12 protein-coding genes are annotated in these 13,894 nt (G+C 37.5%); 1 reads left to right on the top strand and 11 read right to left on the bottom strand.

Annotated elements, in window-relative coordinates:
- Positions 1-34: 34 nt before the first annotated feature.
- From gatB to MHH73_RS03170, 8 genes are all read right to left on the bottom strand, one after another.
- Positions 35-1,462, bottom strand: a complete 1,428-nt coding sequence (gene gatB / locus MHH73_RS03205) for an Asp-tRNA(Asn)/Glu-tRNA(Gln) amidotransferase subunit GatB (protein ID WP_191816517.1) — start codon at positions 1,460-1,462, stop codon at positions 35-37.
- Between the two features lie 16 nt (positions 1,463-1,478).
- Entirely contained in the window at positions 1,479-2,936 is a 1,458-nt protein-coding gene (gene gatA, locus MHH73_RS03200; RefSeq protein ID WP_341064590.1) for an Asp-tRNA(Asn)/Glu-tRNA(Gln) amidotransferase subunit GatA, read from the bottom strand.
- A 16-nt stretch (positions 2,937-2,952) separates the two neighbouring features.
- Positions 2,953-3,243, bottom strand: a complete 291-nt coding sequence (gatC, locus tag MHH73_RS03195; protein WP_191816513.1) for an Asp-tRNA(Asn)/Glu-tRNA(Gln) amidotransferase subunit GatC — start codon at positions 3,241-3,243, stop codon at positions 2,953-2,955.
- A gap of 468 nt (positions 3,244-3,711) precedes the next feature.
- Positions 3,712-4,962, bottom strand: coding sequence for a glycosyltransferase family 2 protein (locus MHH73_RS03190; protein ID WP_341064588.1), 1,251 nt, complete (start codon positions 4,960-4,962; stop codon positions 3,712-3,714).
- The gene (locus MHH73_RS03185; protein WP_341064586.1) at positions 4,955-5,737 is read right to left on the bottom strand and encodes a hypothetical protein; all 783 of its coding nucleotides are present in this window, start codon (positions 5,735-5,737) and stop codon (positions 4,955-4,957) included. The genes MHH73_RS03190 and MHH73_RS03185 overlap by 8 nt, the downstream gene beginning before the upstream one ends.
- A gap of 103 nt (positions 5,738-5,840) precedes the next feature.
- Positions 5,841-6,419 carry a hypothetical protein gene (locus MHH73_RS03180; protein WP_341064585.1) on the bottom strand — a complete coding sequence of 193 codons (579 nt, stop codon included), beginning with the start codon at positions 6,417-6,419 and terminating at the stop codon, positions 5,841-5,843.
- Positions 6,403-6,927, bottom strand: coding sequence for a GNAT family N-acetyltransferase (locus MHH73_RS03175; RefSeq protein ID WP_341064583.1), 525 nt, complete (start codon positions 6,925-6,927; stop codon positions 6,403-6,405). The genes MHH73_RS03180 and MHH73_RS03175 overlap by 17 nt, the downstream gene beginning before the upstream one ends.
- Before the next feature lie 395 nt (positions 6,928-7,322).
- The gene (locus tag MHH73_RS03170; protein ID WP_191816503.1) at positions 7,323-7,709 is read right to left on the bottom strand and encodes a DUF3221 domain-containing protein; all 387 of its coding nucleotides are present in this window, start codon (positions 7,707-7,709) and stop codon (positions 7,323-7,325) included.
- 548 nt (positions 7,710-8,257) lie between these two features.
- Here MHH73_RS03170 and MHH73_RS03165 point away from each other — a divergent pair.
- On the top strand, positions 8,258-9,010 hold the full coding sequence (locus MHH73_RS03165) for a GNAT family N-acetyltransferase (RefSeq protein ID WP_341064581.1): 753 nt from the start codon (positions 8,258-8,260) through the stop codon (positions 9,008-9,010).
- Positions 9,011-9,280: 270 nt separating this feature from the next.
- On the opposite strand, the gene MHH73_RS03160 is transcribed toward MHH73_RS03165, so the two are convergent.
- From MHH73_RS03160 to pruA, 3 genes are all read right to left on the bottom strand, one after another.
- A complete protein-coding gene (locus MHH73_RS03160; RefSeq protein WP_191816496.1) occupies positions 9,281-9,721 on the bottom strand; it encodes a YueI family protein in 441 nt (146 codons plus the stop codon).
- 468 nt (positions 9,722-10,189) lie between these two features.
- Positions 10,190-11,485 (bottom strand): isocitrate lyase, encoded by a 1,296-nt coding sequence (aceA, locus tag MHH73_RS03155; RefSeq protein ID WP_341064579.1) that lies wholly within the window; start codon positions 11,483-11,485, stop codon positions 10,190-10,192.
- 687 nt (positions 11,486-12,172) lie between these two features.
- The gene (gene pruA, locus MHH73_RS03150; protein WP_341064577.1) at positions 12,173-13,720 is read right to left on the bottom strand and encodes an L-glutamate gamma-semialdehyde dehydrogenase; all 1,548 of its coding nucleotides are present in this window, start codon (positions 13,718-13,720) and stop codon (positions 12,173-12,175) included.
- Positions 13,721-13,894 lie beyond the last annotated feature (174 nt).

The following is a 13,894-nucleotide window of genomic DNA, read 5'->3' as shown; positions in this document are numbered from 1 at the left end:
TTGGGGTGCAGTTTCAATGTCCGGATTTTTTTGTTTAACGCTTTTGTATTTCCTGCATCAATAATTTATTAACGATTTGTGGATTCGCTTGTCCTTTTGTTGCTTTCATCATTTGACCAACAAGGAACCCGACAGCTTTTTTCTTCCCATTTTTGAAATCATCAATGGATTGAGGGTTATTATCAAGGATTTCAGTAACGATAGCGAGTAGCGCTGATTCGTCTGAGATTTGCACTAATCCTTTATCTTCAACGATTTTCTTTGCTTCTCCACCATTCTCAATTAATTCTTTGAAAACAGTTTTAGCAATTTTTGAAGAAATGGTTCCATCTTCAATTAAGGCAATCATCCCTGCTAAGCCTTCTGCTGTTAGCTTTGTTTCATGTAGTTCGAGCCCTTCTGCATTAAGATAGGCTGATACCTCACCCATAATCCAGTTCGAAGCTTGTTTCGGCTCTGCTCCCGCAGCAACAGTCGCTTCAAAGAAATCCGCTGTTTCCTTTGTTACTGTAAGGACGCCTGCATCATAAGCAGGTAAGCCGAACGTATCGATATAACGTGTTTTACGTGCATCTGGTAGTTCAGGAATTTCCGCACGAATACGAGCTTTCCAATCTTCATCAATCACGATATCTAATAAATCCGGCTCTGGGAAGTAACGATAATCGTCAGAACCTTCCTTCACACGCATCAACAATGTTTTCCCAGTAGCTTCGTCAAAACGGCGTGTTTCTTGTTCGATGACACCGCCCTCACGAAGGACTTCCGCTTGGCGCTTCTCTTCGTACTCTAATCCTTTACGAACAAAGTTAAAGGAGTTTAAGTTCTTCAATTCTGTTTTTGTACCAAATTCCTTCTGGCCGACAGGTCGTAATGAAATATTGGCATCACAGCGTAAGGAACCTTCTTCCATCTTACAATCAGAAACACCTGTATATTGTACGATTGATTTTAGCTTTTCTAAGTACGCATAGGCTTCATTTGGTGTGCGTATATCCGGCTCTGAGACAATTTCAATTAAAGGTGTCCCTTGACGGTTATAATCGACTAAAGAATATCCTTTGCCGTGCGTTAATTTACCCGCATCTTCCTCTAGGTGAATACGTGTAATTCCGATTTTTTTCTTATAACCATCTACCTCGATCTCAATCCAACCATGTTCTCCAACTGGTTTATCGAATTGGGAAATCTGATAGGCCTTTGGATTGTCCGGATAAAAATAGTTTTTACGATCGAATTTCGTCACTGGTGCAATCTCACAGTTTAGGGCCATAGATGCCTTCATACCATATTCAACTGCTTTTTTGTTGACTACTGGTAATACACCAGGGTAACCAAGGTCAACAACTGTCGTATTTGTATTTGGCTCTGCTCCGAAATGGTTCGGGCTCGCAGAGAAAATTTTTGAATCTGTTTTTAATTCAACGTGGACTTCAAGTCCAATGACTGTTTCAAATTCCATTATTCCTTGTCCCCCCTTACAGCTCCGGTTTTTGTTTATGGAAATCAGTTGCTTGCTCAAATGCATGAGCAACACGATAAACCGTGCTTTCATCAAAGTGCTTACCGATAATTTGCAGCCCTAGTGGTAACCCTTCTGAGAATCCACAAGGTACAGAGATACCCGGGACACCAGCAAGGTTCACAGGAATGGTCAAAATATCGTTCGCATACATTGTTAATGGGTCTTTCGTTTTTTCACCGATTTTAAATGCCGGTGTTGGCGTTGTTGGTCCGATAATGACATCATACTTTTCAAAGACATTTTCAAAGTCTTGTTTAATTAGTGTACGAACCTTTTGCGCCTTTTTATAATACGCATCATAATAACCTGAACTAAGGGCAAATGTACCAAGCATAATACGGCGTTTTACCTCATCACCAAATCCTTCAGAACGAGACTTTTTATAAAGATCAATTAAGCTCTCTGGATTTTCAGTGCGATAACCGTAACGTACACCGTCAAATCGTGCTAAGTTAGCTGAAGCCTCAGAAGAAGAAAGTAAATAATAAGCTGCAAGTGCATATTTAGAATGTGGAAGTGAAACCTCTTCCCATGTTGCTCCTAATTTTTCTAATACTTTAAGGGAAGCAAGCACCGATTGTTTGACATCTTCTTGCACACCTTCGCCTAAGTATTCTTTCGGAACAGCGATTTTCAATCCTTTCACATCGCCAGTTAAACCTTGAGCAAAATTCGGTACACTCACATTAGCTGAGGTCGAATCCATTGGATCTATACCAGAAATCGCTTGAAGAAGATACGCATTATCTTCAACTGTACGTGTAATTGGCCCCACTTGGTCAAGAGAAGAAGCAAATGCCACTAAACCAAAGCGAGATACACGACCATATGTAGGCTTAAGCCCAACAACACCACAGAAAGATGCGGGCTGACGAATCGAACCACCCGTGTCTGATCCTAGTGAAAATAATACTTCTCCCGCTGCAACCGCTGCAGCTGATCCACCTGAAGAACCACCAGGAACCGTTTCGATATTCCATGGATTGCGTGTTGCGCTGTAACTTGAATTTTCATTAGATGAGCCCATAGCAAACTCGTCCATGTTTAATTTACCGATTGTAATGGCTTCTGCCTCTTTTAATTTCGAAACAACAGTTGCATCATAGATGGGATCAAAATTATCTAATATTTGACTCGCACAAGTTGTTCTTAAACCTTTTGTGACTAAGTTATCTTTTACGCCGATTGGCATACCAAATAATTGACCTTTTTGCTCATCCGTTCCTAATTTACCATCGATTTCTTTCGCTACTTGACGCGCATGCTCTTCATCCAATGTTAAGAAGGCTTTTACTTTGTCATCTACTTCAGCAATTCTTTTATAAGATGCGTCGACTAAATCAGTCGCTGAAATCTCTTTTTTATGTAAAAGCTCATGAAGCTCAGACACTTTATGATCAAATAAACTCAAACTATTTCCCCTCCAACTAATCCATGATTGACGGCACTTTAATATAGCCGTCTTGTGAATCAGGTGCATTCTTCAGAACTTCCTCTTGCGGCAGTCCTTTAGTTGCCTCATCTTCACGTAATACATTGTTCATATCCAACACATGGGAAGTCGGTTCCACATGATCGGTATCTAACTCGTTTAACTCTTCGGCAAACGAGATAATTGCATCTAGCTGATGTTGGAATTGCTCTGCTTCTTCTTCCGTAATCGCTAATCTTGCTAGATTTGCCACATGCTTAACCTCGTCAATTGTAATTCTAGACATATAGACACCTCCAAATTCAAATAAAAAACACACAATTATATTGATCATATCAAACTTTCACGCGTTAAAGCAACATGAAGATCTGATCGTTTTCACCACCCTTTATTTTACCACGAGTTCAATAGATCGCCTAATGGACAAATAATAGAAATTGATTTTTGATAAAGGGGTCAAAGAACTTCCAGATAGAGGAGAAGGATTACGTAGTTTGTAGTTTAGTTAGCTATAGAGTAAGATCAAAGGCAAAGTAGGGATGAGTGGTTCATAAGGTTGAATAACCACCAGAGAACCAAGATTTTCTTCTATAATTCTGATTTCATTACATGAGACCCACCATTCCCCCTTGGACGCACTCACCTCTGCCTCTTCATTTGCAACCAGTAATTCTTATCAGGCCCCAAGCATTTATCTCTACCACAACTCGACAATAAAAGTGAACCACATCCATATAAAAAAGATGAAGCCATTTTATGCTGCCTCATCTTTCTCGTCTGCTTTAAAGCGTGTTGTTTTATCCCAGCCAATCGTTAAGCCTCTCACACGATGATAAAGATAAATCGCAAACGCGCGAATAAGTAAGATGACGAATAGTTGGGCATACGTAAAATACATAATTGCCCCAACAAATAGGCTTGTTAGCGAGAGCTGTTGATTTACTGCTAAACTGCTTATAATTTGGATGGAGTATACCACATAACTCATTAACCAAATCATCATTAAAGGGGCGGTCATTTCGGGAAAATTAATACCGAATAAGCTACCGACAAAAATAACATTTGAAGTAATTAAGAAAAATATAAATACAAAATAGGTTAAAAGATGTTGCAAACTATGGAAGAAAGTTTTACCTTTCCAAAAATGAATATCCTTGAAGCTCTTCTCTAGTAAATAAAGATTACCAATGAGCCATCTTGTTCTTTGTTTTAAAAAGGTTTGAAGATTCTCTGGTTCCTGTTCCCACGTTTGTGCATATGGAACAATCGGTAATACGTATCCCTTCTGGGTAATTCGTATCGTCAACTCTGCATCTTCCGCAAGTGCATACGGGTCATACCCCTCTAGCTCTTCAATGACAGAACGTCTTAAAAGCATATTAGTTCCCGGTAAAGAGCCAAGGTTAAACAATTTCCACCTACCGCTTTGCATTGTCAATTGAAATACTTGAAACTCTATTGAAATCATCCGAGTGAGCAAATTTTTATTTTGATTAAGGGTACGCACTACTCCGACAGCTCCGGCTGCATTCTCTGTTTGTTCTGCTATTTCTACTAGCTTTGTCACAGCATCCGAATCTGGCTGATTATCCGCATCGTACACAAGAAAATAATCAGATTGGCTAATACTCAATCCATAATTAAGCACTCTCGACTTTCCCTTAGGTTCGCCAGGCGGGACCTTAATATAGTGAATACGCGAAAAGTTTTCTGCAAAACTTCTAGCCACTGCCGCTGTTTGATCTATCGACTGGTCGTCTAATAAGAATACATCAAGGTGACCAGGATACCTTAAATTCATCATAGCATTCAGCGTATCCTCAAGAATTAACCCTTCATTATGAGCAGGGATTAAAATAGCAACAGAAGGATATTTCAAAAGAGGTCTACGCTTTCTTTCTCTTTCCCTTTTATAATGCAAAACACCAGAGACTAATAAAATCGTATAATAAAAAAGCAAAAACCAAAAGAAAGCCATAATCAAGAGTAACACGACCTTAAACATTCGACTTCTCCTCCAGCAACATCTGATAGACCTCGTCAAAATCGACTATAGCATAATCGCGAAATTGGATAGGTGGCTGAATCATGTTCATTTGCAGACGTAAATTACTTAATAGTCTGTTTTGAAATTTAATGACGCCTTCTTCATTCGTATTTTGCAAGAAAATAATGAAAGACGCGCCTTCACTCATAAAGAAATCGAAATCACTCCGAATGGTTTCTTCTATTACATTTTGTACTAAGCCTTGCCAAGCTTTTTGCGTCACTCCATTACTTAAAACAGATACCTTTAATAGGAAACCTGTTTCATTCCTTCTATTCATTCCCCGCAATGTTATTTTGCTACGTTCATAAAACTCCTGTTTTGTAAGCATTAGCCCGTCTGAGTCCATATACCTTCTTAAAGCAACCGTTTCCGCTAATAATTCTTTCATGCGGATGTCCATACTTAAAAAGCTATGCCTGATAAAAAGGAGAGGGACAACAGATAATACATAAGATATAAATAAAGAAATCAATTGCACCTGATTAAAAACCGTTTGTAAATAACTGAAATAACATAATAGAAAGCCATATAACACAGTGAGTGCACTTATAACTATATAAGACCATTTTGGTGAAAGGAAAAGTATAACTATAACACTAGCTAGTAGAACTGCCCAATGGAAAAAAAAGACCTCAAGAGATGAGGAGTGAATGGCAATCGCAAATAATAAGAAATTTCCTATCATAAAGAGAAACAATAATAAAGCGAAGTTAGCTTTCCGAATAATCATCCCATAGCCTCCGTAACCAAACTCAAACTTCTCTCATCATACTCGATTGTCTTACGATTTTCATTGCATAATCTTTGGTAAACTTTTATTTCACAACAGTTAATCAATCTTCCCAATAAAAATGCGCGTCAAAGACTTTGTATGGCGGTTCACTTAGAATTGTTGGGATGTCTAGCTGAAAATCTAAATACTGATCTACATCTGCTTTTGTCAAAATAACATAATGATATGCTTCCACGATTTTTTTTATTGCCCAAATTTGTTTACTCCATGTCTCAGTTGGCCATTCACATACAGTATGACTGGCTAAAAAATCTCTACTCCCACTACTCCCGTGTCTCGTCATTTCACCTTTACCCAGAATAACTACAGTCGCTAACCTTGAAATATATAACCATAAACCCTTCATAGATACTTCACCATTTGCTAATACTTCTTCCTCTTCCTTTTTCCAGAAAAACACACTGACATAAGAGGCAAACCCACTGCCATAATGGTCAAAATCTGCTTCATACAGCAATCCCTTTAATCCACCTATTTCTCCTACCAAATGGGAGATGTAATGTTCCACCTGGGCATCATCACCATGGTTAAAAGGGTAGAAATCACCCACTCGCTTTCCCTGAATGACCTTTTTCAAAAGATCTTCCGCAAGTAACTCCCTCTTATCCATTGCCTTCATTCCTCCGCCCCATTAAGATCGTAGAATAATAGATATCGCCTATTTTTTTATCATCCTTTAATTCGCCTTCTACGATAAAGCCAAGGCGTTCATATAGTGCAATCGCCTTTTGATTTGTTTCTAATACTTGCAGCGTTACTTTTCTAATACCTTTTTGATTTGCCCATTGCAACATTTCTTGAATAAGACTTTTTCCTATGGACTGTCCCCAATATTGTTTTTTCACAGCAACACCGAACTCCACTCGATGTGAATTCCTCTTTAATTGACCACCTTTAGCTCTTAGGAATCCCACAAGGTGACCTTCGACTTCTGCTACCAAAAACAAACTGTTGCCTTCAACTGACTCAGAACGTATCATCTCTTCAAAATCTGTCTTACTTAAAAAATCTTCTCCACGCTCCCGGTCAAAGTTATCCGTCTCCCCGTCCACAACCAACCTTAACTGAGATAATTGTTCCGCATCCATTACTGTCGCTTTGCGAATATGAAAAATTCTCTTTTCCATTCTTTTTCTTCCTTTCTTCCGCTTTTCAAACCGTATATCAAAGTTGTAACGCTTCCTGTAAACCACTTGTTCGGTTATGTAATTATTGTTGTTGCGCAATAAAATTATCTTCTAACAATTCAGTATCTATCCCGTGCAGGAATAGTAGATTGCAAAATAGTTTCCTGACATATATCCCTTACTTGATAATAAGCCCCATAAGAATACATAGTATTAAACCTAAAGATGGTATGGGGAGAGTGCAAATAGGATGATTAATACCTGCATCAAATTTAAAATCCCCTAATGATTCTTTTGCAAAAACACTGACTGGAATAAATAAAAATGCGAATAAAACGACGGCAAAAAATGAAGTTTATGACTAATATTTTTATAAATTAGTAAATTTTTTTATATTAATCTCTTTTCTCTATTTGGATTAATTTGATTCTAGCTGGATATGACTCTAAAACAACATCATACCAAATTGCCACCTTATCACCATTTTTTATTCCTTTTCCAAGTAGCTTTATTCCGCTATCATCAAATATTGATACTTCCTCAAACTTTCTTGAAAACATGATATCTTCATGCGAAAAGACTTCAAAGTCTGAAGTCTTGATATCCTCACCCTTTACAAAATAAGTAATTCCTTGAAAAAAGACAACATGGCCAATATCGGTTGGTTGTCTTCCTTTTATAGAAATGTTGTTACTAATTTCACTAAAAATCCAAATTCCAATAAGGATAAGTAGAAAATTTCCAATATTAAAAATTGTTTTTGGGATTTTGTTGCTTTTCATGATTACACCACCAAAAATAAATTTCAATTTATTTCCGTTTTGCCGCCTGTCTCCTTATTTCTAAAACCTACTCTACTTTCTGCAGTATCTAATTTTCCCCCGGCGGTCGAACGGCTTCGATGTGTTCAATCATCATTTCAATATCAAAAATTTCTTTCTCAAGCTCCTCGCCTTTTTAAGAAACCCCCATTATAAAAGATGTATACTCTTTATACTTCTCAGGTGGTAAATCCTTCTCAAGTATCAAAAAAATTACACCACTCATTAAAATAATAATTTAGCGTACAAAAAATAGGGGGAGGAGTCTTGTTGAAGAAGAAACACAATAAAATATTTGTCCTATTAACTCTAGTATGTGTGATAATTTAAAGTAGTTATTATTATATAAATAATAGGTTTGCTAGTGTTGTTTATACAAATCATATTAAATTTTTAATTGCGAAGGACGTTAATTCTGGTCTTTTCTATATTGGCATGACACAATATGATCTTGATAACGGCGCGTATTTAAATTTAAATCTATAAGAAAAGTAAGGGAGGTAATATGAATGTTACATTCGTTTGATAGTAAAGTAATAAATGGATCCCCATACTACTTAATAATAGAGGAAATAGGAGATTTGAAAGGGACCGAAGATTTTAAAACACTATTAGCCGAGACAATGAAAACTGTTTCAAATGAAAATATCAAATCAGTATCCGTTGTTTTAAATCAACAGGAATCTTTAAATTCAAGTTATATTAAATATCTTAAGGACTTAAAATTTGTTCAACACGAAGTTCAGTATTTTTATCATCTGGATTTAACAAGTATCCATGATTTTAATGATCATTCGTCATTTACATTAAAATCACTTGAGCATACGAGCGAGGGTTTATTTAAAGAGGTATGGCAAAAATCCATGGCCTTATCGCTAAACGCACCTTCCCAAACAACAATAGATCAAGAATTTGAGGGGATGAAATCTGAGATTGGGGATCATTATGCAAAAAGTTGTTTAATTGTGTTTAAAGAAAATGATCCAATCGGCGTCACCATGCCCCATATTGAACAAGGTACAGTGGATGAAGGACGACTTTTTTATTTTGGGTTCATTCCAGAGTATAGGGGAAAAGGTCATGGATCTTTAATCCATAGACAATCCCTAGAATACCTTAAGCAAATTGGAGCAAAGCATTATATTGGCGCAACTGGACAAAAAAACCTTCCGATGCAGAAAATTTTTAATACAAATAATTGTCACCTTTTTGATAAGAGGGTAACGTATAGGCGTTTAAATAAGTCAGATTCAATTATGTAGAAAAAGCTTATTTATCCTTTCGCAAACTAATTTTTCTGGTTATCATGAAGAAAATTTAGTAGTTTTGATTTTTATCAAAAATAAAACGAATAAAGGATATATAATATTACATTCGTTTATTGACTGACAGCATCCCCAATCGCTAAATGAGAAATGTCACTCGTTCCCCAGCCATACCTGTAAGTGGCAATGATAAGAACCAAATAAAGTTTCACTCTTTTCAACAAAGTTGAATTAGAAAAAGGCCGTTATCTCACGACCTTTCTCCCTTTATTTTCTAAATAATTTCTTCATCCACTGTTTAAATCCAGCCTCAGTTTGATTCGCTTCTTTATAAACCTTACTTTGTTCTTGCACATAAATGTCATCTTGATCAATGGCATAATCATATGCGAGGACAAGACCAAGGTCTGAGTTGTAGTCTTTGTTCGTGACAATGGTAAATGACATCTGTTGTTCAGACGCTAATTTGGCATATTTTGAAATGTCACGATACGCAATATGACCATTTAAATATACGCGTGCCTGTTTATTTTTCGTCATCGCTTCTTTTACTTCTTTCATGATACCTGGTTTCCTTACTTGGGCCTGTGTCAAAGCAATAACGGTTCTTTCTCTCAATGTACCCAGAAATTTTCTACGTTCATCCGGCTTCGTTTCTTTTTTTCCGTATATTCCTTGTGTGATATAATCGTCAACCTTCTCAGCCATACCGTTCTTACCTCCACCTCATCAATCAAACGTTTGATTAATGGATATGTTCGTTTTAGTATACTTGCCCATTGAATTGAACTCAACTCTTTCACTTAAGCGTATGAAAATTTGGGCAAAAGGTGATTAGTGGACATAGTATTTATTCACTTTTCAGCAGTAGAGCGGCTGCAAACACTTTTTGCGAAATGTTATTACGATGTTTTTTGCTTACCTTAGCTTCAACGAGCACGACTAGTCAGTCGAAAAAGCGTACCTTCTTTAAGACCTAGTACGCCATTAAAGGCTATCATGCCCACCGCTTCATAAAAATAAGGACGATAAATATTCTTCAAATGTTTTCAGATTTATTTAAGTCACTACTGAGCATTTATATTACCTCCCATCTTCTCCTCTACACAAAAAAAGACCTCCCCATCTATAATAGGGAGGAAAAAATTGGAGTTATTATTAGGGCAATACAAAAAATTAAACTTGAACTTCTTCATCCTTCGTAAACTGTTCTTCTTCGGTTGATCCTTTTAGTGCGGTTGTTGATGATGTACCACCTGTAATCGTCATGGAAACTTGGTCGAAATAACCTGTTCCTACTTCACGTTGATGTCTTGTTGCCGTGTAACCATCTGCTTCACTAGCAAATTCGCGTTGTTGAAGTTCAGAGTAAGCTGCCATTCCACGGTCCTTATAACCTAGAGCAAGTTCAAACATGCTGTGATTTAATGAGTGGAAACCAGCTAGTGTCACGAATTGGAATTTGTAACCCATTTTACCTAACTCAACTTGGAATTTAGCAATCGTTTCTTCATCCAATTTCTTCTTCCAGTTAAATGAAGGTGAGCAGTTGTACGCTAGTAGTTTACCAGGGAACTTCTCGTGAATAGCATCTGCAAATGCTTTTGCTTCTTCTAAGCTTGGCTCTGATGTTTCGCACCAGATAAGATCAGCATATGGTGCATAAGCAAGTCCTCTGGCAATCGCTTGATCTAAACCTGCTTTTGTCCGGTAAAACCCTTCAGGTGTTCTCTCACCAGTAATAAAGGCGCCATCATAAGGATCAACATCACTAGTAATTAAATCAGCGGCATTCGCATCGGTTCTTGCAATAACTAGTGTTGGTACACCCATCACGTCTGCTGCTAATCTAGCAGATATTAAGTTTTTCACAGCCGTTTGCGTAGGAAGTAATACTTTTCCTCCAAGGTGTCCACATTTTTTCTCCGAAGATAATTGATCTTCAAAATGGACCCCAGCTGCACCTGACTCAATCATGCCTTTCATGAGTTCATACACATTCAACTGTCCACCAAAACCAGCCTCTGCATCTGCTACAATTGGGGCAAACCAATCAATTGATTCATCTTGTTCCATATGGTGAATTTGATCCGCTCTTTGTAACGCTTGATTAATACGTTTCACTACATTTGGTACACTATTCGCTGGATATAAACTTTGGTCCGGGTACATTTGTCCAGAAAGGTTCGCATCAGCAGCCACTTGCCACCCGCTTAAATAAATCGCTTTTAACCCCGCTTTTACTTGTTGTACCGCTTGATTACCTGTTAATGCACCTAAAGCATTTATGAAATCTTCCTCATTAACGAGCTTCCATAACTTCTCAGCCCCTCTACGAGCAAGCGTATATTCGATATCAATTGATCCTCTTAGTTTAATAACCTCTTCTGCAGAATAAGGTCTTTCAATCCCCATCCAACGTGAGTCATTTGCCCAAGCCTCTTGTAATTGTTTAACTCTTTCATTCGTCATCTGTTAAATCCTCCCTTTAATCATTTAAATAAAAACCCGTCTTTATTGTTGTATTACAATAAACTCTTAACAATTTGTATTATATAACAGAGAATCCGTTATTGGAACTGTTTTATTCAAAATTATCTGATATTATTTTCGACAAAAATCGACATTAGTGATAAAAACCTTGATATATCAATGTTTTTAAAGGGGATATAATTTGAAATTGTTATAATACAGATTGAAAAACATTCAAAGTTACAAACTAGAAAACTTTTATTTGTTTAGAAGGGGGCGTTTTGAGGTTTAGGATCTTCTAACTGTGGGGGAGTCTTTTGGGGGAGCGAAGCGAACCTCTTCTGCTTAAAAAATTTGCACACACTAACTCGGTTTGCTACGCTATCTTTCCGGTTTCTTACTGAGTTGCACGCACAAACTCTCTTTGCTTCGCTATCTTTCTGTTTTCTTACTGAGTTGCATGCACTAACTCAACTTGCTCCACTATCTTCCCGGTTTCCTACAAAATTGCGCACAAACTCTTTTATACTATCTATCAAACCAGATTTCAGCAATAATCTGCTAAATATCCCCAAGTCATGTTTGTCATTCCGCTGACTACTACTCCCAACTTTTCGTCAGTAGTTTCAGTAAAGTATGTAGAAAAAAAGGCACTCACCGTATTTTGGTGAGCACCTTTTGAATAGATTAATACATTTCAGATGTTGTTTTGGCTTGCATGTGTAGCATGATGTAGTCAGGGCCACCCGCTTTTGAGTCTGTTCCTGACATATTGAATCCTCCAAATGGTTGGTAACCGACAATCGCCCCTGTACAACCACGGTTGAAGTAAAGGTTTCCGACATGGAAATCTTCACGTGCTTTTTGGATATGTTCACGGTTGGTTGTAATCACAGCACCCGTTAAACCATACTCCGTGTTGTTTGCCACTTCAATTGCATGGTCGAAGTCTTTTGCTTTTGTGAAACCAACCACTGGGCCGAAGATTTCTTCTTTCATAAGACGAGCTTCTGGATCAAGGTCAGCGAATACTGTTGGTTGAATGAAATAACCTTTAGAGTCATCGCCTTCTCCACCAGCTACTAATCTTCCTTCTTGTTTACCGATTTCAATATAACCCATAATTTTATCATACGCAGCTTGGTCAATTACCGGTCCTGTAAAGTTGCTTGTGTCTTCCGGATTACCAGCTTGTTTCTCTTTTGTAATTTCAATTACACGGTTTAACACTTGGTCATAAACATCTTCAACGATGACTGCACGTGAACATGCAGAACATTTTTGACCAGAGAAACCGAATGCTGAAGCTACAATGGATTGAGCAGCAAGTTCTAAATCTGCTTCTTTATCTACAACAATGGTATCTTTACCGCCCATTTCAGCAATGACACGTTTAATCCAGATTTGACCATCATTTAATTTTGAAGCTCGTTCGTTAATACGAAGACCAACATCACGAGATCCTGTGAATGATACAAAACGAGTATCTTTGTGATCTACTAAATAGTCACCTACTTCTGCTCCACTTCCTGGTACAAAATTCAGTACACCTTTTGGTAGACCGGCTTCTTCCATAACTTCTACGAATTTCGCAGCCACAATTGGCGTTGTAGAAGCGGGTTTTAATAGAACGGTGTTCCCTGCAACAATAGCAGCAACAGTTGTACCTGCCATAATCGCTAATGGGAAGTTCCAAGGAGAAATGATGATACCAACGCCAAGAGGAATATAATCATAACGATTAAATTCATTTGGACGACTGTTAACAGGCACACCATCTTTAATTGCAAGCATTTGACGCGCGTAATACTCTAAGAAATCAATCGCTTCAGCTGTATCAGCATCTGCTTCATTCCATGGCTTCCCTGCTTCTTTTGTTAATAAGGCAGAGAATTCATGTTTACGTCTACGAATGATTGCTGCTGCTTTAAATAACACATCTGCACGTGTTTCTGGCTTCACTTTTCTCCATGATTGGAAAGCTTTCACTGCAGCTTGCATCGCTTTTTCAGCTAGCTCTTGGTTCGCTTTTGATACGCGACCAATGATTTCTTCTTTATTCGCTGGGTTTACAGAAACGATTTTATCTTCAGTAGAGATACGTTCTCCATCGATTAATAAATCATAATCTTGACCTAAATAACCTTTAACCGTTTCTAAACCTTTTAAATACCCTTCACGGTTTTGCTCAACGCTAAAATCAGTAAATGGCTCATGCTTATAAGATTGTACCATTTTTTCATCCTCCTATAAGTTCACATCAGTCATTTTGAAATGTTGCTACAATTGGCACATTTCAGACTGTGAAAAGATTAACCCTCTAACAATTATTATACTACCATAATTAGAGAAAATTCAGCAACGATTCTACTAAGACTATTTAGAAAAATAATAAAGTTGCTATTAAAT

The organism is Cytobacillus sp. FSL K6-0265 (assembly GCF_038003465.1).
Classification (GTDB): domain Bacteria; phylum Bacillota; class Bacilli; order Bacillales; family Cytobacillaceae; genus Cytobacillus; species Cytobacillus stercorigallinarum.
Note: the sequence above shows the minus strand (reverse complement) of the source record. Positions and strands in the feature narration are given on the sequence as shown.

What these genes read in the sequence shown, in the direction of transcription:
- gatB (WP_191816517.1), bottom strand. Translation starts at nt 1,462, where the DNA reads ATGGAATTTGAAACAGTCATTGGACTTGAAGTCCACGTTGAATTAAAA.
- MHH73_RS03170 (WP_191816503.1), bottom strand. Translation starts at nt 7,709, where the DNA reads ATGAAAAGCAACAAAATCCCAAAAACAATTTTTAATATTGGAAATTTT.
- aceA (WP_341064579.1), bottom strand. Translation starts at nt 11,485, where the DNA reads ATGACGAATGAAAGAGTTAAACAATTACAAGAGGCTTGGGCAAATGAC.
- pruA (WP_341064577.1), bottom strand. Translation starts at nt 13,720, where the DNA reads ATGGTACAATCTTATAAGCATGAGCCATTTACTGATTTTAGCGTTGAG.
- MHH73_RS03160 (WP_191816496.1), bottom strand. Translation starts at nt 9,721, where the DNA reads ATGGCTGAGAAGGTTGACGATTATATCACACAAGGAATATACGGAAAA.
- MHH73_RS03165 (WP_341064581.1), top strand. Translation starts at nt 8,258, where the DNA reads ATGTTACATTCGTTTGATAGTAAAGTAATAAATGGATCCCCATACTAC.
- MHH73_RS03175 (WP_341064583.1), bottom strand. Translation starts at nt 6,927, where the DNA reads ATGGAAAAGAGAATTTTTCATATTCGCAAAGCGACAGTAATGGATGCG.
- MHH73_RS03180 (WP_341064585.1), bottom strand. Translation starts at nt 6,419, where the DNA reads ATGAAGGCAATGGATAAGAGGGAGTTACTTGCGGAAGATCTTTTGAAA.
- MHH73_RS03185 (WP_341064586.1), bottom strand. Translation starts at nt 5,737, where the DNA reads ATGATTATTCGGAAAGCTAACTTCGCTTTATTATTGTTTCTCTTTATG.
- MHH73_RS03190 (WP_341064588.1), bottom strand. Translation starts at nt 4,962, where the DNA reads ATGTTTAAGGTCGTGTTACTCTTGATTATGGCTTTCTTTTGGTTTTTG.
- gatC (WP_191816513.1), bottom strand. Translation starts at nt 3,243, where the DNA reads ATGTCTAGAATTACAATTGACGAGGTTAAGCATGTGGCAAATCTAGCA.